Genomic DNA, 24412 nt, shown 5'->3' with positions numbered 1-24412 from the left:
TGTTGGCGCAACACTAGGTATTGAATCTCATCTACGCATGCCCGTTAATAATTATCTTAAGTTAACAACATTAGTGAAGAAAACTTTTGTTGATGCCTCATTGCCGATACATGAAATTCGTCAAGTGAAATCTGTTGCTGAAATTGCCAAAGTAAAAGAAATTTGCCGCATTACCAATGTTGGTTTTGCTAAGGTTCCTGAATATGCCCAATCGGGAATGACAGAGCGTGAAATTTGTAAGCGTTTCCGTATTGATATGCTAATGGAAGGTGCTGATGAGTGCCCATATATTATTGCCGGCTCAGGCTCCGATGGTTATGACAGTATTATTATGGGACCAACTGATCGTACTATTGAAGATGGTGACGTGCTGATTATTGATACAGGTGCAGTACGTGATGGTTACTTTTCTGACTTTGATCGTAACTGGGCTTTTGGTTCTGCAAGTGAGCAAACTAAAATAGCTTATCGTGCAGTGTATGATGCAACAACTAAGGGATTTGAAGCGGCAAAACCCGGAGCAACAACATCAGATATTTATAATGCGATGTGGTCAATACTGGAAGAAAATGGTGCATTAGGTAATGACGTTGGTCGTTTAGGACATGGTCTAGGTATGGAATTAACTGAACGCCCATCAAATACTGCAACAGATAATACGTTATTAAAACCCGGAATGGTGATGACATTAGAACCTGGAATGGTTTATGCCCCTGGTAAATCAATGGTTCATGAAGAAAATATTGTCATTACTGAAAATGGTGCAGAATGGCTTTCTGAACGCGCTGAACCTGAACTTATTATAATTAAATAAAATATGAAAATAATAAGGGCTAATGATTGTTAGCCCTATAAATATCGTCAAGAAGAGATGTTATAGATGAATACTATTCATGAATTTAAACAGTTTGAAAAAAAATTAGATTATATTGCAGCGCCTCGAATTAATCGTATTCATATTGGTTTAGTACAATTAAGTACTGATCATTCTTTAGAGATGGATTGGGCTAAATTAGTTGGAACACAAGCCGCCGTATTTAGTACTCGTGTATTTTATAATAGCGAGATGACACCTGAAGCATTGGACAATATTGCAAATGGCATTAGTGAAGGTTCAGATCTTATTGCTAATGGTTTGCCAATGGATGTAATGGCTTTTGGTTGTACTTCGGCATCTATTATTATTGGTGAAGAGCGGGTTGGACAATTACTAACGCAAAACCGAGATAATATTCCTGCGACAAACCCTTGGACAGCAGCTAAAGCCGCGTTTAATCACTTAAATGCAAAAAAGATCGCTGTTTTTTCACCTTATCCAACAGAAGTTAATTACCCATTATATCAACAGCTTAAAAATGCAGGTTTTGATATTGTTGTATTGGGTTCATTAGGTATTGAGCGTGATACTGATATTACGACGGTATCAAAAGAGTCGATGTTCACTGCTCTTGAGCAAATGTTACCAGAATCTGGTGCTGACCTTGTTTTTATGTCTTGTACTAATTTGCGTGTACTTGATCATATTCAAGAAATAGAAGAACGCTTTCATATTCCTGTTATTTGTAGTAATTCTGCTATGTTTTGGCATGCTATGGCTTTAACTGGTCAAATAGCTTGTTGTCCTGGATATGGGCGTTTATTAAATAGTGATAACCCTCATTTAAAATAACTGAATAATATTCTCTACCGTACCAAGATCTAAAGTTACAGGTTATCGATCGTCCTTATTTAATAAATGGAATAAAGTTGAAGTATTCAGCCTATGGGGACGTTCGTCTTAAATTTAATGGATAATAAAGGATTTAAATTATGAACCGTACGACAATGGGTTGGACTGCTGCAATATTTATTGGGCTTTTATGGGGGATTCCATGGATTGTGGGAACACCTATTCTTGAAGTAATGGATGCTCAAGTACTTGTTTGGGTTCGTTATACTATTGCATTTATGACGCTTGCTCTAATTTTAAAAATTGGTACTGCAACAGGAAAATTAACGAAGAAAAAAGACTTCAAATTAAATTGGGAAAATCGTCACGATATTATATGGTCAGCAGCGTGCGGTATTATTGGGCAAGGTGCTTTTAGTTTCTTTTCATTTTTATCTCTTGATTATATTACTGCATCAGAAAATGGTGTTATTCAGGGTTTAATCCCTATTCTTATCTTAACTGTCGGTTTCTTTCGTCATAACGCAAGATTTTCCCCATTACAAATGGTTGCTGCATTAGGTGCTTTTGTTGGTGTTGCTATTTTGGTTATGGATCCAAAATCAGAAACAGATGGTTTCAATATTGGTCACTTAATCTGTTTTGCAAGTGCCGCCAGTTTTGCCACAATGGCTTATGCTCGTGCGGAATTAGCTGAGAAATATGGTTCCGTTGCAACGATGTTCCATCAATTTGTATTCGCATCGGTTGGTTTCGGATTATATCTTCTTGTGTCAAATGCAGATCTAAGCTCTGCTTTAGGCATTTTTAGTTCACCATTACGCATTCTTTGTATTACGATTCTTGGTGTGGGTATCTCTGGTATTAGTTATTTAATTTATATTTATGCTATGGAGCGTGTTGGTGTTGATGGAACTGGAATGGCATTAAACTTAATGCCTTTATCATCTTTTCTACTTGCTGTTTTTGCTCTTGGTGAATCAGTAACTCCCATGCGTTTACTTGCGATTAGCGTTGTGATTATTTCAATGATGATGTTTATGAAGTTTGGTAAAAATAAAGAACAAGAAATGACAGAACAAATTGTGAATAAATTAAAACTACAAAAATCATAATTAAATATCAATGCGTAGTCGATAATAGATAACGACTGCGCTTTTGTTACTAAAGGAATACAGTAATGACCATTAATACTAAAGTGACGGAATGGCGTCATGATATTCATCAGCATCCTGAGTTTGGTTTTGAAGAGGAAATAACGTCTGCGATGGTTGCTGAAAAGTTGGAAGAATTTGGTTTAGAAGTACACCGTAATATTGGAAAAACAGGCGTTGTTGGTATTTTAAAATGTGGTGATAGCGAACGTTCTATTGGCCTTCGTGCGGATATGGATGCATTACATATTTGTGAAAAAAACACCTTTGCTCACTGTTCTGTTCATAATGGTATTATGCATGCTTGTGGTCATGATGGCCATACTGCCATGTTATTAGGTGCTGCACATGAGTTAGCTAGGACACGTAATTTTGATGGTACGGTATATTTTATTTTCCAACCAGGTGAAGAACATGGCGTTGGCGCTAAAGCCATGATTGCCGATGGTTTATTTACACGTTGGAATATTAATGCTATCTACGCAATGCATAATTTACCAGGGATCCCTGCGGGACATTTTGTTACTCGGCCACACTCATTAATGGCGAGTGAAAGTAGTTTTGAAATAGAAGTTGTTGCAACTGGTGGACATGCTGCAATGCCACATATGGGGACTGATCCTATTGTTGTGGGTTCACAAATTGTGTTGGCATTACAAACCATTGTTTCTCGTCATCTTAGTGCAATTGATGAAACTGCTGTTATATCTGTAACAGAATTTGCTACAAATGGTACTGTCAATGTGATTCCATCACGTGTCACAATTAAAGGGGACACTCGTAGTTTTACAGATTCTGCCTTGCATAAAATAGAAGTTGCAATTGAGCGTATTGTTGCTGGTCAATGTATGTCTGCAGGCGTTGATTACCAGTTCAAATTTAACAATAGTTTTTTATCTACGATTAATACTCTACAAGAAACGACTCATGCCGTTAATGCAGCTATTGCGGTAGCAGGTGTTGATAAAGTAAATGGCAGTTGTCAGCCTTTTACAATTAGTGAAGATTTTTCTTTTATGCTTAGAGAAGCTAAAGGTTGTTATATTTTAGTTGGTAATGGTGTGGGGGAGTGTGGTGGTACTGCTTTACATAATCCATATTATGACTTTAATGATAATATTCTTATGGATGGTGTTAATTTTTGGCAGGCGCTTGTTGAGCAGCAATTAGTTCATCACAAATAAATATTACTAATTAAAAAATATTTTTAAAATGAACGGCTCTGAAATAGGGCCGTTTTATTTATTATTTAATAAAATTGTACCATCATTTATTCTTATAACGTATTTGAGCTTGCAGGTAATCTGTCGGGATTAATGAAAGATGTAATTACCCATTGTTTTGTATCAAGTTGTAGCTGTGAATTATTGAAGTAATTATGCGGCTTAGTCCAGCATTATGATCTGTATATACAAACTCATTGCTCTGAAAGTGATTGGGTGCGTGACTACAGCATCCAACATTACGGTGTGAGTGAGGTGATGATTTATGTTGATATGGCATTGCTGAATAACAAATTGATTCTCGCCTACTCTATTTTTATTAATCAGGCTGATTTACTTTATATTAGTGCTGTTAGTCTTATCGTCATTACAACCATCGAGAATAAATACACTACAGCATAATAATGGTGGTGTTAGATAAAGGCATAATCTGAGTTACTTTATGGTAATAACAAAGGGGGGTTTTTCGTTAATCTAGCGGGTTAGTTTGGCTTATTGTTAAGAATATTCCGTGTATTATTATTTAATAATCACCTTTGTTACAACTTTCGATCTTTCATACAAATTGAAACATATTGCTGATATTTAAAAGAAACAAGAGCGAGTATATTTTATTTGAATTTCTTTTTTATATTTCCATTTTCACGGTTGTTGAGTATCTCAATCGTTTCAAGGACGGCAACAATGACAAGGTTTAAGTTAAAGATCACTCATGGACTATCTCATCATCCTGATATTATAAAAGTGACGACGGATCCTCGCCAAGCTTTACGTTTTCTTGAACGTGAAGTGTCGCCTTATACGCGTGGTTTTACGAAAATTGTCACTACCGATAATAAGCAGTATGTAAAAAGTATTGCAGAAGATGATAGCAAAGCCTTTCGTTATGATTATGTACCTTATAATCAACTCGATGTGATATGGCAAAAGCTGTGGGGATTTGTACTTAATAAATGTAAATAATGAAATGGCTGTTGCTATATAACAACACCCTGTAAGTATGATCTTAGCAGGGTGTTGTTGATCTTAGTGTGGCTGTATTCTCTTTTCAGTGAGAATAATTACTTAGTCATGATCACTTCAGCTTGGCGCTCTTCTGGCTTATCCATGCCTGTTTGCCACAACCAATAAGTAATATTGCCCGGACAATTTAAGCTCACCACTTTGTGATTACCGTGGCAATCAATCGCATGAATAGTGACGCCTTCGGTATAGCCATCTTTTAAATAATCAAGATCTTGAATGGCTTCATAGACGGCATCATCGAGTTTCATGCCCATTTTCATATACAGCACTACCGCATGCGCAGTTGCACAACGAATACTCATTTCCCCTGTATGGGTACATGCACAAGCCCCGTAACGACTGTCGGCATAAGAGCCAGCACCAATAATTGGGCTATCACCTAACCGCCCCGGGTATTTCCATGCCCAACCAGAGGTTGATGTGGCGGCGGTAATTTTGTTATTAATATCACTGCTTAAAAAAACGGTGGTGTCACGTACACGTTCAGGATCGGTGGCATTATTTGATAATGGCGCAAGAGGTACATTAGGAAATGCCGCTTGTTGCTCAGGTGTCATGGCTTGTTGTAGTTTTTCCCACCATACTTGCTTTGAATCTTCGATGAGGTTATCACCCGCAACAGCATTAATTTCATTGGCAAAAATAGCCGCACCTTCACCAACTAAAATTTCATGGTTGAGATCGGTCATTACCTTATAGGCGACTTCTATTGGGTGGATGTAACCTTTTAATGCACCAACAGCGCCAGTACGTAGACTGTCACCGTCCATTACCGATGCATCTAATTCCATTTCGCCTAATACGTTAGGCCAGCCGCCATACCCCACGGTACGCACACGCGGATCTAATTCCACCAGCTTAATGCCTTCAACTAAAGCCCGTAAGCCTTCTTCACCAGCTTGCAGGCGACGTGCTGATGCTTCAATGCCTGGGTAGGCTTCTGAGTTTGCTAATAAGATCATGTTCAACGTCCTTGTTATTGGTGCAACCGATCTTGCAAGATCAATTGTTGGCAAAGCTCGGTTAATAATAAAGTGCCGTAGCCCGTTGTGGCTCTAGGGTAAATTTTACGGTGATTCATACCCAGTGACATTGCGGCTGAATCAATATGGATCCATTTTTGATCAGGTTGAATAAAGTGTTCTAAAAAGGTAGCGGCAACACACGGGCTACCGTCAGGCTCTTCGCTACCGTGGCGTAGATCAGCAAAGTCACTTTCAAGTGCGGTGGTAAACATACCTCCGGTAGGCATTGGCCATAACGGTTCAGAGCATGCTTGACCCGCTGTTTGAGCACTCGCAATCAAGTTATTATCATTACCCATTAATGAGGCATAGGCTTTACCAAGCGCAATACCAGTCCCGCCTGTTAAGGTTGCAATATCGACTAAATAATCAGGTTGGTAGTGCTGCTGAGCATAGTGCAATACATCTGCTAGCACCATTCGCCCTTCGGCATCGGTAGTAATGATTTCAACATTGGTTTTATTGAGCATCGTCACCACATCACCGGGTTTAATGGCTTTACCTGACGGCATGTTTTCAACCAAGCCACATAAGCCAATCACTCGAATCGGTAATTGCAGTTGTGCAATGGCATTAAGTGCACCAACAACCGCCGCTGCACCGCCCATATCGACTTTCATGGTACTCATATACCGCGGTTGTTTAATGCTGATACCACCGGAATCAAAGGTGACGCCTTTACCGACTAAAGCGACGGTAAACTTGGGATCTTGAGGATGATAGTCGAGGCACAATAAACGTGCTTCGCGATCACTGCCTTGGGCGATACTCATTAAGCCGCCAAAGCCTTGTTCAAGCATCATTGCATCATCGAGATAAGATAACTCAATATTGTTAATCGCTAATGCTTCTACAGCTTCGACAAAGGATTGTGGATACAGAATATTTCCCGGTTTATTGGTTAACTCGCGTGCAATCAATTGGCTGTGAGCAAGAATTTTACCATTTTCAAACGCTGTGTTATCACTAGCATCAGCATTCAATAAGGTGAAATCTGCCAGTGTTGGGGTTAATAATGGGCTGTTACTGTGGCGATAATGATAATCTGATAACGCCAAACCAAAAGAGAGCCATTTCAGCCATTGCTGACGTTCAAAACGAGCGGCAATATCGACATCTATGCACAATTGAAGTGTGGTCGCTTGCGTAAATGTGGTCGCGATTAAATAGCCAACATCTTGAATATCAGCAACAGCAATAACGCGCTTACTGATCTCAGCATTAAAATCACTCACATCTTGGTTAACGGTTAATGTTGAATGTTCACCCAAGGTTAGATGAAGCGTTCGCGTTAATTGATCGCATTGATGCTCACGACTAAAAGTTAAAGTTAATGGGTTACTATTCATTATTTGATTCCACCATCTGCGATAGGGTGAGGCATTTCGGTTTGAGTCTCGATAAGGGTTGCATCACTGCGCTGTTGCCAACGACGCATGCCTTTGTGGGAACGTAACTGAGGGTTGGCAATTTCATCGACGGCAAAGTTTAATAACGATAAACCGATAGCGATAAAAATTAGCGCCATACACGGTGCAAGTATTTCCCACCATGCGCCAATCAGCATCGACGATGAAGTTTGGACGTTATATAACATCACCCCCCAACTGATGGCATTTGGATCACCAAGGCCAAGGAACGATAAGCTGGCTTCGGTCATGATCGCGAGCAATACACAACCAATAAAACTAGCACCAACAATGGACATTAAGTTCGGCAGAATTTCAACGGCAATAATGCGCCATGGTGATTCACCTAACACTTCTGCGGCACGAATAAACTCTTTTTCGCGTAAGGATAAAGTTTGAGATCGCACCACCCGTGCGCCCCATGCCCATGAAGTAATGGCGATCACAATTGCTATCGTAAATGGCCCCGCCTGACCAATAAATGCAGCAATAATAAATAGCAGCGGTAACTGTGGGATCACCAACATGATATTCATGGCGGCCGTTAAAATTTCATCAACTTTACCGCCAAAATATCCAGCTGAAACACCGATTAAGGTTGCCAAAAAACACACTAAAATACCTGCGCCTAAACCAACGGCCAGTGAAGTACGTGCGCCATAAATTAATTGTGACCACACATCACGCCCCATGCGGGTAGTCCCTAAAATATGATCAGCTTTTTTTGACATTAGTAAGGTACGTTTATTGGTGGCTAAGTTGGTTGCGATCCAGCCATCAGGGTTATTTTGCGCCGCTTTTACTACAAAAGCAGGGTATTCATGAGGGTTTCCCGTACCTCTATCTGGTGCATGGTTAGTGATCATTGGCGCAAAAATAGCCGCCAACACAAACATGATTAAAATACAGAGTCCAGTTAATGATTTAGGGTTACGAATTAATAATTGAATAATGCCTTTCATGTTATCGATCTCCAGTACGTAGGCGGGGATCTAAGAAAACAATTAACAGATCAGCCATAAAGTTAAAGAACAACATAAACAAGGTCATTAATAATAGTTGCCCTTGTAATACTTGGTAGTCACGGGCGTGAATAGCGTTTAATAACACCGTCCCAAGACCGGGGTAGTTAAAGATCATTTCAACAATTAACTGACCACTGATTGCAGTACCTAAGGCCATTGATAATGCGGTCACGCTTGGTAGCATGGCATTACGAGCGGCATAGTTAAAAATAACTCGATGCTCACTTAATCCTTTGGCTTTTGCCATAGTGATAAAGTCTTCGTTTAAGAGGTTGATCATGTTGTTACGCATGCTAATTAAAAAGCCACCAATTTGACTGACGGTGGCACATAACAACGGCAGGGCAGCGTGATACATCACATCTTTATAAAACGCCCAACTTGACCAATCAGGCGTAGTGCCAGAGGTGTAAGCATTGCCAATCGGGAACCATTCTAAGCCAATGGCAAAGGTGAACATCACCAGCATCGCAATAACCACTGACGGGATAGATTGCACCACCAGCGTACTTGGTGAAATAAAGGTGTCGTAATAACTACCTCGACGCCACGCGGCAAAAATACCCATTACCGAGCCAATACAAAACGATAAAACAACCGCGGTTCCGGTTAGAAATAATGACCAGCCAATGGCACTACCAAGCAGATCATTAACCGATAATGGATAAAACTTAATGGAGGTTCCCCATTGTCCGGTAAATATATTGGCAAGATAAGAAAAGTATTGTTCATATAAAGGACCATCAACAAAGCCAAGCAGCTTTTTCATGGCTTCAATACGTTCAGGGCTAACGTGTGAGGTAGCATTAGCAAACATCATCGTAACTGGATCACCAGGCATGGCGCGAGGCAATATAAAGTTTAATGTGGCTGCAAATAATAACGCGACAAAATAAAATGATAATCGACGAAAGAAAAAGCCCATCGTATTTATTCCTAATAAAGATATTCGATTTAATTAGCCTGAATATTAAAAACGCTTGTTAAGTAAATAACAGTGGTGTTATATATTCAGGCGGACATCACAGCGAAATAAATACCGCCATCAAAAGATAACGGTATGGTTATTATTACGCTTTGGGTTTTAAATCTAATACGTGCAATAAACGCTCAGGTACTCCCGCCCATGCTAAAGGACGGCCTTTAGGGTTGTCTGTACTCCACCAACCGGTATAACGACTTTCATTAAATTGATAAACATCAACGCCAGACATGACTGGAATAGTGATTTGGTTTTCGGCAATAATTTTTTGAATCTTATGGGCGATAACCATTTGCTCATCCTGATTCGCGGTTTTGTAGAAATTATCCAGCAATTGGTCTAAATCGGCGTTTTTAAAGAAGTGCATAGCAAAACGTGGCATGCTCGTGCCATCTTGATAACGAGAATGATAGGCGCTGTTCCAGTAACGGTAAGGGTCGGCACCATTAAAGTAGTTGGTGTAAGCCATATCATAAGTACCATTGGTCATGGCTTGGTTATACACCGCAAAGTCAGAGGTTTTGGCTTTGACATCAATACCTGCTATTTGTAACTGCTCAACCCCAAGTTGAACGGTATTGTTGAAATCAGTCCAACCTGTTGGTGATTGAATCGCTATCTCTATTTTTTTACCAGTAGGGCTTTCTACATAACCGTCACCATCAATATCTTTAAAGCCCGCTTTTGCTAACAATGCTTTGGCGTTATCAATGTTGTAAGTGTTAAAGCCCTTGTATTGGTTGTAAATATCTTTATCAGCCCAGAATTCTAAGCCTTTACCTAAGCCTGATGCGTAATCATTAACGATGCCGTTACCATAAAAAGCGACATCAATGATTTTTTGACGATCAATCGCCATTGATAACGCGCGACGGAAATCAAGGTTATTAATCGCTTCATTGTTACCTGGGTGCGGTGTTTTGAAATTCATCATAAAAGATTGGGTACTTGCCGCAGGATACCAGTATTTATGATTAGGATTACGAGCTACATACAGTGCATCAACATCAGGAATAAAGGCACTGGTCCAATCCAATTCTGATTTGATGATTTTGTTTAACAGTTGATCATTATTGGCAATTTGAGGTACGCGTAAGCAATCGACTTCTAGGTTGTCGTTATCCCAATAATTAGGGTTACGGCATTGCACATAAAGCTGTGGCGTAAAGGTGTCGATTTCAGTAAACGGGCCTGAACCTACTGGGTTTTCATTAGTAAATAATTCAGGTTTTTCAATATTTTTCCAAATGTGTTTTGGCACAATAGGAATCGAGGCAATTTCAAACGGCAGATTAGAATTGGCTTCAGTTAATTCAAAAATAACCTTGTTATCTTGCTGGTGGATGCTTTTTATCCAGCGATCCATACTTTTCGGATCAAGCTCTGGTTTATCATGAATAAGTTGGAATGAATACACCACATCATCAGCGGTAAATGGCGTGCCATCGGACCATTTTACGCCGTCGCGAATTTCAAACGTCACTTGCTTCAGATCGTCAGACATATAGTAGTTTTTCGCTAACCGCATCACGGGTTTATTGCCATGCATTTGGTTAAAAACAACTAAAGGCTCATAAATAAAATCGGTTGTGGTACGTAAATTGGTTGCTAGATAAGGATTAAAGTTACGGATCATAGTGGGATAAAAATCAGCCACAATCGTTAATTGATTTTTTTCTGCTGCAAACGTGGTTGGAGTGCACAATGTTGCTAATGTGATTAATGCTAAAGAATGTGCTTTATTTATGATCATGAAAATTCCTTATTATAAATGTAGAGATAAATTCCGTATAAACATGATGAAAATAGAGAGTGTTTATTAATAAATAACAGTCGTAACAAGATACACATATAAAAATATGCGTATCTGTTTGCTCTATTTATATTATTTAGGATGCTTTATAAATTAATAGGTTCCTCGAAGATGATATAAGGTTAAATGCTGTTTTAATGTTTTAAGATCACAGTCACCAATATAATAAAGGCGATGTTTAGCACCTGTCATATGGCTTGGTAATAAAGTAAAACTGCTATCACTAAAGCGACCTTGGCATTCAAGTTGTGGCTCAACAAATAATGCCGGGTAGTCAGTGTCGAGTTCTAGCCAAATAGTCTCATTATCTTGATGCCATTCTGTGTTAATGGTTGGATTTTGCAGTTGTGCGTGTTTAAACAAGCATGGGTAATGTGTATTTTCAGTCACACTGCCATCAGCGGCCGTTAAACTAACATGGTAAAACACCTGTTTAGTTTCAGAGGCGGTTAAAATGTCTTCTGTTTGCCACACAATGTCACTGCTGTCAGTAGCTAATTGGGTGTCTAGTTGCCATGTAGCGAGGACATTCCCTTGCCAATCTGCCTTGATCACTGTTCCGCTAATTGGCATTGGTTGATGATGATCATTAACCACATGCAGTGTTAGAGGTTGCTGCGGCTGTTGAATAAATGTCGTCATCACAGGGGAAAAGAAACGTTTTGCGTGATGATGGAGCTGTTTCCAACGCCCGGTATATTCAATACTTGACCATGAACTCACCGGCCAGCAGTCATTGAGTTGCCAATAGAGAATACCACGGCAATGTTGTTTATGAGCGCGCCAAAACTCAGTCGCTGTTTTAATAGCGATCGCTTGTTGTACTTGGCTTAAATACAACATATTGGCAAACCCAACCGGAAAGCGGAAATAGCGGGTAAACATTTCGGTCATAATGCTATTACCACAACTGTTCTTTTGGTGCTGTTCAAATGTCGGCGAGGTGACATTCCAATCTTCATTGTCGGCGAAGGTTTTTACCGTTGGCAATGATGGCCACGATTGATAACCAAACTCAGAACAAAAACGCGGTTTAACATTGTGGTAAGCATCAAACGATTTGCCAGAATGCCACACATCCCAAAAGTGCATATCGCCACGGTTATCGTCATGCCATGCATCGCCAAAATCGAGTTCGCCATTACACGGTGAGCTTGCCCAAAAACGACGGCTAGGATCGTACTGTTCAACCACTTGTTGCAGCATGCGATTTAAACGGTCGTAATTCACTACGTATTTTTCACGATTGTGTTTAGATTCGTCATACCAACCAATCGCGCCAATGACTTCGTTATCACCACACCATAATGCCAGTGAGGGGTGATCTGCTAGGCGTTTTACTTGGTCAACAATTTCTAATTCAACATCGGCTAAAAACTCAGGGGTTGATGGATACAAGGCACAAGCAAACATCAGATCTTGCCACACTAATAATCCGAGTTCGTCGCACAACTCATAAAAAATATCATGCTCATACATGCCACCACCCCATACACGGATCATATTCATGTTAGCGGCAACTGCATCTTCTAATAGTTGACGATAGCGTGCAGGAGTTTGACGGCTGGGTAGGGCATCGAGTGGAATCCAATTGGCACCTTTGGCGGTGATCGCATTGCCATTAACCACAAATGTCATTGCACTACCAATAGCATCGGTTTGTGTATCTAATGTGAGTTCACGTAGTCCAAGTTTTTTAGTGATGGTGTGATTATTAAGCGTAACTGTTAATGGGTATAATGGTTGCTCGCCATAACCCGCAGGCCACCAGCGCTGTGGATTTTTCACAACAATAGTAGTGGTAACAGTTTGAATGCCATTGTTTGTATTATCTATAACGATAGTGTGTACTTGCTTATCAAAGTTAAGTTCAAGTGCTTGCTCCGTACAGTCTTTCAGTACTTCGCAATCAATGTTAACGGTGACTTCACAATCGCCATTGGGTAGCCATGCTTGTTGGGTTCTAACATGGTGTAAGCGAGTGTTATAAATCGGGGTGAGTATTAGCGAGTTATATACCCCTGTTGATAATAAACAAATGCCCCAATCCCAGCCCGCGTGACATTGGGTTTTACGCAGAGTATTCATGTGTGGAATTTGATTATTACCGACCGCCCATGGTACGGGGAAAGGTAGTTTTTCTGCCCGTCGTTGTGCTTCACTATCATTACGCGCTAATGCAATACTGATGTGGTTCACACCCTGTTGTAGGTAGGGCAGAACATTAACCTGATAAAGACGGAACATGTTGCTACAGGTTAATACCTGAGTACCGTTTATGCTAACGATAGCCATGGTATCAACAAACGATAAATTCAAATCGATGGCGGTTGCAGTCAGTTGCTCGGCTGTGAGTGTGAAGTCTGTTGTTAGTTGCCACTCACTTTCACCGACCCATTGAATTAATTCTTCATTACAACCGAAATAAGGTTGTGGCAGTAAATCCGCTTGAATAAGTGCTGAATGTACATCGCCAGGTAGTGCGCATGGAATAGAAATATGTGAATGCTGTGGGGAAGTGAGTAACCACTGACCATCTAATGAAATATGCGACACGTGAGACTCCTGTCAACTGCGCGAATAAAGTAAGAGTGTATTACGCTCGTTAAAAAATTAGCAGTGGACAAAAGGCGTTGTAACTGGATTTATGTACCCAATTGATGGATATGTGACCGTGTTAAATACTCTGTGATAGGTTGAGGATATGGCTGGTGGGGACTATTTGTCATTATGCTTGATTAAAAAAATGACATCGAGATTTATTGATTTCGATGTCATTGGTTTCATGCTGTTGTAAATCTTAATTCAAGGTGATTTTTAGGGTGTAGTTTTGGCTTGAATTACGTTTACTGATGGCATGATATTCACCAATACTAAGATGGTATTGACCCGTAAAAGGTAGAGTATAGGTATCGCGTTGATTAGGGTTAGTCGAAATGGCGGAAATATCGACCGCTTGTTTCATTTGTGGGTGTTTGATGGTAACCCATAATTTCGCACTATCAGTTGTGACTAGTGTTGTGATTTTTTGGCCTTGGTGACCATAGAAACTGAAGTCATTGGTAACATCGTTGTGAACGACACCAGAATATTGATAACGATGAATTTGCTGAGAAAATGGAATTGATAATGGTGATTCCGTGGCTGATGTTGTATTAGCAAAAGCAGAGAAGCTAATGTTACATGCGCAAAGAACGATCAAGGCTTGCAGTGATTTTTTCATTTTTATCTCCCATTAAAATAACAGCATATTAAGCTTATTAGTTGTAATGGGTATATATAAAAACAGAATATAAACATTCACTTATTTATACTATATAGGCATCGTTAATGAACCCGATATTCTGTGGGTGTTTTACCTGTTTTGCGTTTAAACACACGACAAAAATAATTAGAATCATGATAACCGCAACGATTTGCCACTTCTTCTAAACGGAAATTGTAGCGTTTTAGCATGAATTTTGCCCGCTCTAAACGTACCCACGCGATATAATCAGCAAACCGCATATGACCTTCTTGACGAAATAAACGTGATAGATGATTGGGTGAAATATTAAACCGTTCTGCTACGGTGTTACGGTTGATATTACGATGAAAATTTTCTTGAACGTAAATACAAATGCCTTTGAATAAATCTTGGCTGCGGCGGGTGCAGTCAGTGGTTGGCATTTCAAGCATATCTTTGCAGTAGCATAGTAGTGCCATTAATAAAAATTTATCAGCTGGCTGTCTTTTCTTTTCGTGGGTCAAACTTGATAATGCATTGAGAATATGATCGATAGCATGGCTGCTACGCTGTGGCACACTGTATTTCTGAACATCATAAAAACCGTCTTCATTTTCACGTTTGCTGACCAAACTAAAACCAAGCTGACTTTTACCAAATAATAAACTTAATACTGAACATTCGTGTTGCCAGTCGGGTTTATTCCAAGCGTTGGCTGGAATGAATAATGCTTCGCCGACACCTAATGTAATATTAGTAACATCTGATTGTTGGTTATCAAAGGTATTGGCATAACGGCCTTTAAAGACCAGTTCAAGCCGTGGAAAGTTAACTTGGTAGCTTGATTCTAGCGGTGGTAACGAGTCCCCTGCAAACCAAATGTTATTTAAAGATTCAAAATCAGAAATGGCACTATCAAGCAAATCAATAAAAATATTATGCATGTCTTGCGTCTACTTATTGTTATTTTTTATGGGCGTGGACTAACTAATAGAGACCACTAAATGTCCCCTATGTGTGAATGTGCACATTATCATTTAGCTGGTAATGGGATGCGATATAATGCTGTGGGAAGTGTTATCTTGATACCAGTTTATTTTGGCGATGTGGCTGTTTTAGCTGTTATATAAAAAGCCACCTTAAATAATGTGATCTAAGGTGGCTTTGTTTGAGGGGGAAATCATCAGGCATTCATTTAATTGTGCCTGATGGCGCGATTAAGCTTGAGCTAAATGCGCTTCAATTTTATCCATGATTTGTGGTGCTTTCTTTACTGCGTCTGCAACACCGACACGTACAATCTTCTTACCAGCGAAACGCTCTTCGTTTTTAATTGCGATGTCTTTGGTTAGGATAATAATATCAGCGTCAGCAACGTCACTCATGGTGATTTCGTTTTCAATACCGATAGAACCTTGGGTTTCAACTTTAACATCCCAGCCTTTCGCTTTTGCTGCGATTTCTAAAGCTTCAGCTGCCATGTATGTATGTGCAACACCTGATGGGCAAGAAGTGATAGCTAATAATTTCATGTGAATCTCCAAATTTGTTATTTAATGCGATAAACGCGTTGATAAATGAATGCGATGTTATTAATCAAAACTTAGGTCTAGGTCGTCAGAAGCTGCGGTTGGCGCTTTTTCTTCTTGACGGTCTGCGATAGGTTTCTTAAGGAAGTTAACCATTAGGGCTGTTGTTACCGAGCCTGCAATAATGGCGACTACGTAGAAGATACGACCATCAACAACGGGTAGGACAATCAGACCGCCCCAAGGTGCGTGGTTTAGGACACCGAATAAGAATGCGATGACGTTACCGACGATACCACCCACCACGATTGACGGGATTACACGGACTGGATCAGAGGCTGCGAATGGGATTGCACCTTCAGTGATACCGATACAACCCATGATGCCAGCGGCTTTACCTGCTTCACGCTCTTCATCAGAGTAACGCTTAGGAGATAAAAGAGTAGCAAGGAACATACCTAGTGGTGGTACACAGATAGCAACACCCACGCCACCCATTAACCAAGGTTGAGTACCAACTTGTGTTTGAGCGAATAAGGTTGCTACTTTATTGATTGGGCCACCCATATCAAAGGCTGTCATACCGCCTAGAATTACACCCAAGAATGCTTTAGATGTACCCGCCATGCCTTGAAGCCAAGTGTTCATGCCTTCCATTGCCATTGCAATTGGTGCACCAATAACCCAGATAACAAGACCTGAAACAATAAACGTGCCACCAATAGGAAGAATGAAATAGGTTGAGATAGCTTTTAGTTTATTTGATAACGGAATACGTTTTAGTTGTAATACGACGTAACCCGCAATGAAACCAACAATGATGGCCCCGATGAAACCCGCGTTAACTTGGTTAGCAAGGTAAGCACCAATCATACCCGGTGCAAGTGCTGGGCGGTCAGCGATAGAGTAAGCAATGTAGCCACCTAACACTGGTACGAATAATGTGAAACCTGCGATACCCATGTCCCAAAGGCCCTCAAGGAAAACACCTTGAGGAACTGCGCCTTTACCACCTAGCATTACTGATAATGCAAGTAATACACCACCAGCAACAACGAAAGGTAACATGTGACTGGTACCTGTTAATAGGTGCCGTTTTAGTTGCGACAATTGGTTTTTCATAAGAATAACTCCATTTCGTTATGATAAATTTGGCCACGTATAAGGACAAGAACATAACAGGTTTAAGATGGCGGTAAGCCGTTTTGTTGGAGCTATTATGTGCGGCTAAAACAATTATCGGTATGGGATAAAGGGTGCATTTACTGGACATTTGTAACCAGCCAAATGAGTTGTGATTTAACTCTCAGGTTGGCTATAGGGATAAGGAGATCTAGCGCACAGAACGGGCGCTAATGGTGTTTATTTTTGATTGCAGTAATAAGAAAAGCACTTTATATGGGGAATTATAGGGTGCTTGGGCGCTATAAGTGCTCGACGAAGGTGGATTAATCTAGCCGTAAGCGATATTGATCTGGCGTGGCACCTGCATATTTTTTAAATAACGTAATAAAGGGCGAGGCTTGGTGATAACCCAAGGTTAATGCGGTTTCATTGACGGACATACCTTGGCGCAGTAAATGGAGTGAATAGATAAATTTACGTCGTTGTCGCCACTCAGTAAAACTGATCCCCAATTTGTTTTTATAATGGCGAGCCAATGTTCGTTCTGTTGTATGCAGTAGCTGCGCCCATTGGGTGAGTGACAGATTATTGATTGGGTTATGTTCTAGTTCAACTAAAATTGGCTGTAATAGCTTATCTTCGCTGGTGGGTAGAAATTGGTCGTGTTCTTTACATAATAGCACTTGATCAAATAGTACGGTGATTAAGCGCTTATCTTGTTCCGTTGTTGCAACCATAACTTGGCGTTGACGTAAATCCTCGATAATGGCAGTTATCACGTCTGTGACTTCAAGTAAGCATGGATAAGCGGGAAGCTGATCAGATAACGGCGCGCAAATGTTCATTGAACAATAATTAAGACTACGACGAATATAGCTTTTATGTTCGATCTTGGCAGGGATCCACAACGCATAACGAGGGGGCGCTAAAAAGCGATTATTGTGGGTGCTGAGTTCAATAATACCGTTGGTAACAAGGTGAAGCTGACCCCAATTATGGATATGATTCAAGGTACTAGTATCGGGTTCAAATATCTCATGAACAAAAAATATATCATCAGGTGGGTTATTATTGTCAATAATTGGGTTGTAAATAGTTGTCATAATCAGATCTAAACAGTATTACGAATTTAAGAGTATACCAGTCAATAAGTAGAATAGATGCAATGGGTTATATATATAATTTTATTGGTGATATTGAATTAAAGAAGGTTTTATCGAAAATTTTGACTGATACATGGCGAAGTTAAACACCAGATATAATTTTTGCGGGAGCGTAAATAGTTTGAAAGCAATATCGCTTTAACTTCTATTTGTCTTCGTTGTAATATCATTCAAATTTAATGTGAAGTGATATAGCGTGATGATGAAAAAAACATAAGCAATAGCAGAAGGTAAGTTGGTACATTAGTATTTCTATCGGGTGTTAATTGATTTTTAATTGGATGTAGCCATACTCATTTATATTCAAATATTACATCCACAAAAAGACAATAATTATGATTAAAAAACGATATATTTATAGCATCATCAGCATTGGATTATGCCTTTCACTCATAGGATGCTATTCAAGCGAACAATCAAAATCCTCTCCATCATCGGTAGTCGCTAATTCACAAAATAACAATCACAGTCAACGACTACATCTCAATACCGTTATCTTACCAGCAAATATTCAAACGTATCGTCAAGCCATGATTAATTACAGTCAAGTTGGCGGTATAAATCCTTTTAATAACTCTCCGTTTGTCGTTAAAAAACTACTAAAAACAATAAAGCCAAGCTTACAAAATAATATTCAATTTATTATTGATTCAGTTATCTCTCCGACATATTTATCTGCGGGAAAAATTACATACTTATTAGTAAAAAACCATATTGCTTATATTGAATTAGAAATGAATAATGATGGGTGGGCTGGAGTTTCTTCTACAATCGCAGTAATTAACCCCTTAGTGGTTAAAAATTTGCTTCGCGATCCAAATATCCATCAAGTCATATTTCATAAATAATCTCACGAGGAAGGATGAACCGATAGTGACAAAATGGTATTATCTGCGCCCGTTTTACTCCGTGACTCTTGGATAACTTAATGAATTTTGATCGTATTGTCTGTTTTGACCTCGAAATGTGCTGCTGGAATGATGGCCGTACATCGCGAACTGGTGAAATCATCGAAATTGGAGTGGCGGAACTGGATTTAAATACGGGCCGTATTGTGCGACGTGCGCAACATTATGTAAAACCTGTACATGATGAAATTTCGCCGTTTTGTACTGAATTAACGGGTATTAAGCCAGATCTTATTGAGAAAAATGGTAAACCATTAGAGACTATTTTACGTTCGATTGAACAAAAATTTGGTGGTCGGCATAAAATTTATGCAGCTTGGGGCCATGATGATCGTATTTTAAAGAAAGAATGTGATGCTAAAGAATTAAAAGTACTCTTTCGTGAGTATTTGAATTTAGCGACGCTTTTTAAATTACAACGTCATGTTACCAATAAACGCTTAGGGCAACGCGCCGCAATGGAAATTGCAGGTGTAACTTGGGAAGGGCGTCAGCATTCAGGTTATGTTGATGCTTATAATCTTGCTCGATTAGCGGCAACCATGTTCTGTGAACAAGACGTATTAACGACCGATAAATAGTCATTTTTTATTTTTAAAATAGTATTTTAGACCCTAAACATATTACTTATAACTAAAGAGTAAGATGATTAGGGTTTTTTATTATTTTAATTAATAAATGTCCGACTAAGCGTTTTTTATGTCTGATTACAGATATATATTTCTCATAGGAAGTGACAGAATGGCGGCGTTCTTTATTTCAATGGCTTTTATTGAAATAACTGTTTTATCTAAGGCCGACAATGTTCTATTTATTACCTTTTTTTACTGTTGCAATCTGGGCAGGGAATGCCATTGTCAATAAAATGGCATTCAGTGTTATCGATCCTGGCGCCATTTCATTTTATCGTTGGTTTTTTGCTTTGATCGCGCTAACCCCTTTTTTAATTAAGTCTGTGTGGCGTGAACGAGTCATTATTAAACCGTATTTAAGTAAGTTAGCTTTTTTAGCCTTACTTGGAATGGTACTTAATCAATCACTAGGGTATTTTGCTGCTGCAACCACTAGTGCGACCAATATTGCATTGATTATTTCGTTAGTGCCATTAGTGAGTATGTTTTTAAGTGTGCCATTACTTGGTCAGCGTTTATCACCTTTCGCTCTTATTGGTGCGGTTTTATCATTAAGTGGATTGGTCTTGATGTTAAGCCATGGCCATATCACTAATTTGATCAGTCAGGGCATTAAACAAGGTGATGGTTTAATGCTGCTTGCTGCTGTGGTGTATGCATTATATTGCGTGTTACTTAAGCGCTGGAAAATGCCGATATCAAATTGGCACTCAGTGTATGTGCAGTGCTTATTTGCGGTGGCGATGTTAACCCCATTATTATTAACCAGTCATCGTATGGCGATTACTGCTGCCGCTGCTCCGTTAATTCTGTATGCGGCATTATTAGCCTCAGTATTAGCGCCATGGTTATGGATGCAAAGTATTGAACGTTTAGGTGCAGATAGAACGGCAATGTTTATGAACCTATTACCTATTATGGCTGCAGGTATTGCGAGTGTGATGTTAGGTGAGCAGTTACATAGCTATCATTATATTGGTGGCGTTATGGTGTTATCTGGTGTGGCATTGGCACAGAAACGTGCGAAAGCGAAGAAACAAATTGATGCAGTTACTGCTTAATCTGTATTGATCGGTGTTGCTCTGTATAAATATAAAGAAAAACGCCGCAATTATTATAATTGCGGCGTTTTTTTATTTAAATAAAACTGTTTTTTAAACAAAAGCCAGTAATGGTGAAATACACAGTAAAATACCAGTCACTATAATAAGGTTAGTTGCTGTGCCTTTATATTTGTGCAAATGAGGTACTTGATAGACTAAATACGCTGGAATTAAGCAGCCTACAATACCGAATATAGGAGAACAAATAGATGTGAATGATAGGATCGGTAGGTTTAAAGCAACAGCGCCCCACGCAACCAGAATGATAAATACAGTCGTAATTTTATCGACAAGCTCACGGCTAATCTTGCTGGTTTCAAATTTACGTTCTAATACATTCATAGCTAAACCACGGCAGGCTTCTTTAAAGGCCAGAAACACCCCAAAGAATGATGTTACTACTGCAAATATATTGATCACGATACCGACAATTGTTGCAGAGCTACCAGGGAAGTAATGCGCAATCATTGCAAGTGCTGAAATATTCAGTCCCATGGCGTGTTTTGCTTCAGCTTGGTTAATAGCGAAAGTAAACGACACCGCAAAGAAAAATACGATAACAAATAAAATAGTAAAGGCGATTTTCATTGCGCGGGTTGCTTTATAGCGTGCTACTTCAATCGATTTTTCATGTGAGCGGTAAGAAATAACCATTGGGCTCAATGATTGAATAAATAGAATCGATGTAAGAGTAAATGGCAATGTAATAATGGCATTTTTAAGCATTAATCCCCAATTTTCAACTGGGGTAACATTAGCAAGACTCCACTGTGGGACTAATAAAACCCCCATAACAGCAACTAAAATCAGTACTGTAACCGCCATAAAGCCAGATATTTTAAATAAGAACTTTTCACTTTTAGAGCCGATATAACTTAATAAGCTAATCAGTGCTAAGCCATAAAAAACATTATCATTAAGATGGGTTTTCGTTATACCAAAAGAATATAAATAAGAGGCACTATCATTGGTGACAGTCAAAGAATAAACTAAGACCCAAATTACTAGCATTAAGAAATATAATATACCTAATGCAATTCCCCAGTTTTTACCTAGATAACCAGAAATAACCCCAGGGTAATCGGTACATTTTTTTGACTCAGCTAATGTATTAATAAATAGTTTTTGGAATAAATACATTGCAGGGTAACCAATCACGGCTGAAAGTAAAAATACCCATAATCCCATAACGCCAACTTGAACCGGTAAGAATACGATACCCGCACCAACGGCCATACCAATGCTCATCACAATCCAACCGATGTCGATATTGTCAAATTTGATCGCTTGTTGCCATTGTTCTTTGCTCATATTAGCTCGAACATGTAGGGGCATTTTCTCTGTGGTTGGAGATATATTGACTGTTTGGTTCATATTAATTTCAGCCTTGAATAGTTAACCAAAACACCGTGTTTGGCTTATTATTTTGAAGCCAGCATTGCCGACCTTGTTTGCGTTTTGTTAGAAATATAAAGCAGTCAAACTATAACCAAATAGCAGTAAAAAAGAGTGTGGTTTGCTCATGAAATATGCTTTAAGTTTATGTTTTTTAAATATTTTAGAACCACGTATCAAAAATGGTCGCGAAGCATAAAACACACAAAATGTCAGAATGGCAAAGTGTAGGATCGTACGATTATTATTGATGTAGATGGCGGTTTTTCTAATAGTGTTTACGCTGTTTATGAGAGGATTATTGCGCTAATGACGTGTTTTTTAAATAACTAGAGGTAATTACATATAGCTAAAAGGAATATTTATAAGGAGATAAATGCGGTTTTAACTGTTTTTTGCTGAGGATTATCGAAATAAGACAATATAATCCTCTAGATAAACATAAAAAAGCAAACGAGTTATCTGACTTTTTCTATAAATCTAGAGGAGTTCGCCACTACATTAGAGAATGTATGGCTATTTATTAACCATGATATCAAGGATCTGAATATCTGTTTGTGTCATTGAACCGTTAGCTAATGCTGAAAGATTGCGGATAGTGCTGTCAACGTCATGTGCAACAATTCCTTCATTTCCTGTAACACCGAGGCCATCTAATGCCATTAATGCTGATTTGATTGCCGAGCCTGCTGATGATGAGACTTTCATTGCACAACTGGTTTTTGCACCATCACAGATCATACCTGCGATATCACCAATCATACTATTGATTGCTGCGCTGATTTGCTGAATATTACCACCAAGTAACCATGTCATACCTGCAACTGCACCCATTGATGCAGTCGTTGCACCACATAGTGCGGATAATTTGTTTTGATGACTTTTAATATAAATCGCCATTAAATGTGACAACATTAATGCACGGATAAGTTGTTCTTCATCAGCTTTAATAAATTCAGCGACAACAACGACAGGCATCGTTGCTGCTATACCTTGATTACCTGAACCTGAATTACTCATCGCAGGTTTCATCGCGCCGCCCATTCGCGCATCTGAAGCGGCAGCCGTACGTAGTAATACGTCAGTCAATAATCCAGCAGAAAGCAAGCCACGTTCAATATTACGTTGGAAAGTAGCACCCACTTGTAGACCATAGTTACCTTGTAGGCCTTCAATAGAAAGGGCGTTGTTAAGTTGGTAAGCTTGCTCAATAAAGTGAATATCAGCTAAAGGTGCTTGGGTTGCGAAGTCAAAAATATCTTGCGCACATGCATTAATAAAAGGATTACTATTTTCGGTTTGTTGGGCGGTTTGAGTGGTATTTTTAGGATTGGCAATATAAGTCGTTATGCCATCTTCTTCAATCGCCAGTATATGAGTATGACTATCTGCAATAGTGACACTTGCTGAATGATGATCCGTTAATACTGTTACTTTGGCATACAGAATATTACTGACATTAGCCACACTAACTGAGACTAATTTTTTATCGATCATTGCTTTTGCGATAGCAACATCTTCGGTAGTTAAATTTTTAAGCACTTCTAACTGGGCTTGGCTATCACCTGCGACTGCACCTGTTGCAGCTGCGACTTCTAGACCCACCATTCCCGTTCCAGGTACGGTTACACCCATGCCATTTTTCATTAAATTAGCAGAAACGAGAACGTTAATAGCGGTAATATCTTGATGTTTTATATTAAGCTTATTGACGGCAATGGCTGCGGCTAGTGCAACAGATACTGGCTCTGTACAACCTAATGCAGGTACAACGTCGCGTTTTACAACATCAATAAATGCAGGCCAAAGTGTGTTTTTCATTGCAATCACCTAGTGCTTTATATTAAAGCATCAAAAGTTACAGATAAAGCTAATTGAAATCACTGTAGAGCAAATAATTAGCTAACATTCTCTTTCAGTTCGTAATGATGAGTATACGTCTAGTCGTAAAGAAAAAAATCATATAATCATTACTTATAACAAGGATATATAGAATATTTTTCTA

22 protein-coding genes are annotated in these 24412 nt (G+C 39.2%); 9 read left to right on the top strand and 13 right to left on the bottom strand.

Annotated features, from left to right (window positions below):
• From GLP24_RS13695 to GLP24_RS13670, 6 genes are all read left to right on the top strand, one after another.
• Positions 1-814: M24 family metallopeptidase (locus GLP24_RS13695; RefSeq protein WP_232616174.1), on the top strand; the 814-nt coding region annotated here is incomplete at its 5' end.
• Between the two features lie 66 nt (positions 815-880).
• Positions 881-1669: a maleate cis-trans isomerase family protein gene (locus GLP24_RS13690; protein ID WP_152653176.1), complete on the top strand. Its 789-nt coding sequence runs from the start codon at positions 881-883 to the stop codon at positions 1667-1669.
• A 140-nt stretch (positions 1670-1809) separates the two neighbouring features.
• Positions 1810-2784 (top strand): DMT family transporter, encoded by a 975-nt coding sequence (locus GLP24_RS13685; RefSeq protein ID WP_232584217.1) that lies wholly within the window; start codon positions 1810-1812, stop codon positions 2782-2784.
• A gap of 65 nt (positions 2785-2849) precedes the next feature.
• Positions 2850-4007, top strand: coding sequence for a M20 aminoacylase family protein (locus GLP24_RS13680; RefSeq protein WP_152653178.1), 1158 nt, complete (start codon positions 2850-2852; stop codon positions 4005-4007).
• Positions 4008-4262: 255 nt separating this feature from the next.
• Positions 4263-4448 (top strand): hypothetical protein, encoded by a 186-nt coding sequence (locus tag GLP24_RS13675; RefSeq protein WP_152653179.1) that lies wholly within the window; start codon positions 4263-4265, stop codon positions 4446-4448.
• Positions 4449-4730: 282 nt separating this feature from the next.
• The gene (locus GLP24_RS13670; protein WP_107276787.1) at positions 4731-5009 is read left to right on the top strand and encodes a hypothetical protein; all 279 of its coding nucleotides are present in this window, start codon (positions 4731-4733) and stop codon (positions 5007-5009) included.
• A gap of 98 nt (positions 5010-5107) precedes the next feature.
• Here GLP24_RS13670 and GLP24_RS13665 read toward each other — a convergent pair whose 3' ends face one another.
• The 11 genes from GLP24_RS13665 to GLP24_RS13615 form a co-directional block, all read right to left on the bottom strand.
• Entirely contained in the window at positions 5108-6034 is a 927-nt protein-coding gene (locus GLP24_RS13665; protein ID WP_045038515.1) for a N(4)-(beta-N-acetylglucosaminyl)-L-asparaginase, read from the bottom strand.
• A gap of 14 nt (positions 6035-6048) precedes the next feature.
• The gene (locus tag GLP24_RS13660; protein ID WP_232616173.1) at positions 6049-7446 is read right to left on the bottom strand and encodes a M17 family metallopeptidase; all 1398 of its coding nucleotides are present in this window, start codon (positions 7444-7446) and stop codon (positions 6049-6051) included.
• A complete protein-coding gene (locus GLP24_RS13655) occupies positions 7446-8468 on the bottom strand; it encodes an ABC transporter permease (protein WP_232616172.1) in 1023 nt (340 codons plus the stop codon). The genes GLP24_RS13660 and GLP24_RS13655 overlap by 1 nt, the downstream gene beginning before the upstream one ends.
• Before the next feature lies 1 nt (position 8469).
• A complete protein-coding gene (locus tag GLP24_RS13650; protein ID WP_045038518.1) occupies positions 8470-9456 on the bottom strand; it encodes an ABC transporter permease in 987 nt (328 codons plus the stop codon).
• A gap of 145 nt (positions 9457-9601) precedes the next feature.
• Positions 9602-11266, bottom strand: coding sequence for an ABC transporter substrate-binding protein (locus tag GLP24_RS13645; protein ID WP_232616171.1), 1665 nt, complete (start codon positions 11264-11266; stop codon positions 9602-9604).
• Positions 11267-11419: 153 nt separating this feature from the next.
• A complete protein-coding gene (locus GLP24_RS13640) occupies positions 11420-13882 on the bottom strand; it encodes a beta-mannosidase (protein ID WP_232616170.1) in 2463 nt (820 codons plus the stop codon).
• 244 nt (positions 13883-14126) lie between these two features.
• Positions 14127-14549, bottom strand: a complete 423-nt coding sequence (locus GLP24_RS13635; protein WP_101770261.1) for a hypothetical protein — start codon at positions 14547-14549, stop codon at positions 14127-14129.
• Between the two features lie 104 nt (positions 14550-14653).
• Positions 14654-15496 carry a helix-turn-helix transcriptional regulator gene (locus tag GLP24_RS13630; RefSeq protein ID WP_152653185.1) on the bottom strand — a complete coding sequence of 281 codons (843 nt, stop codon included), beginning with the start codon at positions 15494-15496 and terminating at the stop codon, positions 14654-14656.
• A gap of 273 nt (positions 15497-15769) precedes the next feature.
• Positions 15770-16084 carry a PTS fructose-like transporter subunit IIB gene (locus GLP24_RS13625; protein WP_101770263.1) on the bottom strand — a complete coding sequence of 105 codons (315 nt, stop codon included), beginning with the start codon at positions 16082-16084 and terminating at the stop codon, positions 15770-15772.
• Positions 16085-16144: 60 nt separating this feature from the next.
• Positions 16145-17203 carry a PTS fructose transporter subunit EIIC gene (locus GLP24_RS13620; protein ID WP_045038524.1) on the bottom strand — a complete coding sequence of 353 codons (1059 nt, stop codon included), beginning with the start codon at positions 17201-17203 and terminating at the stop codon, positions 16145-16147.
• Positions 17204-17529: 326 nt separating this feature from the next.
• Positions 17530-18309 carry an AraC family transcriptional regulator gene (locus GLP24_RS13615; protein WP_152653186.1) on the bottom strand — a complete coding sequence of 260 codons (780 nt, stop codon included), beginning with the start codon at positions 18307-18309 and terminating at the stop codon, positions 17530-17532.
• A gap of 395 nt (positions 18310-18704) precedes the next feature.
• Between GLP24_RS13615 and GLP24_RS13610 the strand changes: the two genes are divergently transcribed.
• The 3 genes from GLP24_RS13610 (at position 18705) to GLP24_RS13600 (ending at position 20970) form a co-directional block, all read left to right on the top strand.
• Positions 18705-19217 carry a hypothetical protein gene (locus tag GLP24_RS13610; protein ID WP_232616169.1) on the top strand — a complete coding sequence of 171 codons (513 nt, stop codon included), beginning with the start codon at positions 18705-18707 and terminating at the stop codon, positions 19215-19217.
• Between the two features lie 80 nt (positions 19218-19297).
• Complete coding sequence (locus tag GLP24_RS13605; protein WP_101770266.1) at positions 19298-19858, top strand: 3'-5' exonuclease; 561 nt, start codon at positions 19298-19300, stop codon at positions 19856-19858.
• A gap of 221 nt (positions 19859-20079) precedes the next feature.
• A complete protein-coding gene (locus GLP24_RS13600; RefSeq protein WP_101770267.1) occupies positions 20080-20970 on the top strand; it encodes a DMT family transporter in 891 nt (296 codons plus the stop codon).
• 93 nt (positions 20971-21063) lie between these two features.
• On the opposite strand, the gene GLP24_RS13595 is transcribed toward GLP24_RS13600, so the two are convergent.
• Entirely contained in the window at positions 21064-22347 is a 1284-nt protein-coding gene (locus tag GLP24_RS13595; protein WP_407951509.1) for an SLC5/6 family protein, read from the bottom strand.
• 576 nt (positions 22348-22923) lie between these two features.
• Complete coding sequence (locus GLP24_RS13590) at positions 22924-24228, bottom strand: L-cysteine desulfidase family protein (protein ID WP_232577903.1); 1305 nt, start codon at positions 24226-24228, stop codon at positions 22924-22926.
• Positions 24229-24412 lie beyond the last annotated feature (184 nt).

Source organism: Photobacterium carnosum, from assembly GCF_021236965.1.
Taxonomy (GTDB): domain Bacteria; phylum Pseudomonadota; class Gammaproteobacteria; order Enterobacterales; family Vibrionaceae; genus Photobacterium; species Photobacterium carnosum.
This window is presented reverse-complemented; position numbering and strand designations above follow the sequence as displayed.

Coding starts and splice junctions, on each gene's coding strand:
- GLP24_RS13690 (WP_152653176.1), top strand. CDS start 881: ATGAATACTATTCATGAATTTAAACAGTTTGAAAAAAAATTAGATTAT.
- GLP24_RS13685 (WP_232584217.1), top strand. CDS start 1,810: ATGAACCGTACGACAATGGGTTGGACTGCTGCAATATTTATTGGGCTT.
- GLP24_RS13680 (WP_152653178.1), top strand. CDS start 2,850: ATGACCATTAATACTAAAGTGACGGAATGGCGTCATGATATTCATCAG.
- GLP24_RS13670 (WP_107276787.1), top strand. CDS start 4,731: ATGACAAGGTTTAAGTTAAAGATCACTCATGGACTATCTCATCATCCT.
- GLP24_RS13665 (WP_045038515.1), bottom strand. CDS start 6,034: ATGATCTTATTAGCAAACTCAGAAGCCTACCCAGGCATTGAAGCATCA.
- GLP24_RS13660 (WP_232616173.1), bottom strand. CDS start 7,446: ATGAATAGTAACCCATTAACTTTAACTTTTAGTCGTGAGCATCAATGC.
- GLP24_RS13655 (WP_232616172.1), bottom strand. CDS start 8,468: ATGAAAGGCATTATTCAATTATTAATTCGTAACCCTAAATCATTAACT.
- GLP24_RS13650 (WP_045038518.1), bottom strand. CDS start 9,456: ATGGGCTTTTTCTTTCGTCGATTATCATTTTATTTTGTCGCGTTATTA.
- GLP24_RS13645 (WP_232616171.1), bottom strand. CDS start 11,266: ATGATCATAAATAAAGCACATTCTTTAGCATTAATCACATTAGCAACA.
- GLP24_RS13635 (WP_101770261.1), bottom strand. CDS start 14,549: ATGAAAAAATCACTGCAAGCCTTGATCGTTCTTTGCGCATGTAACATT.
- GLP24_RS13630 (WP_152653185.1), bottom strand. CDS start 15,496: ATGCATAATATTTTTATTGATTTGCTTGATAGTGCCATTTCTGATTTT.
- GLP24_RS13625 (WP_101770263.1), bottom strand. CDS start 16,084: ATGAAATTATTAGCTATCACTTCTTGCCCATCAGGTGTTGCACATACA.
- GLP24_RS13620 (WP_045038524.1), bottom strand. CDS start 17,203: ATGAAAAACCAATTGTCGCAACTAAAACGGCACCTATTAACAGGTACC.
- GLP24_RS13615 (WP_152653186.1), bottom strand. CDS start 18,309: ATGACAACTATTTACAACCCAATTATTGACAATAATAACCCACCTGAT.
- GLP24_RS13610 (WP_232616169.1), top strand. CDS start 18,705: ATGATTAAAAAACGATATATTTATAGCATCATCAGCATTGGATTATGC.
- GLP24_RS13605 (WP_101770266.1), top strand. CDS start 19,298: ATGAATTTTGATCGTATTGTCTGTTTTGACCTCGAAATGTGCTGCTGG.
- GLP24_RS13600 (WP_101770267.1), top strand. CDS start 20,080: ATGTTCTATTTATTACCTTTTTTTACTGTTGCAATCTGGGCAGGGAAT.
- GLP24_RS13595 (WP_407951509.1), bottom strand. CDS start 22,347: ATGCCCCTACATGTTCGAGCTAATATGAGCAAAGAACAATGGCAACAA.
- GLP24_RS13590 (WP_232577903.1), bottom strand. CDS start 24,228: ATGAAAAACACACTTTGGCCTGCATTTATTGATGTTGTAAAACGCGAC.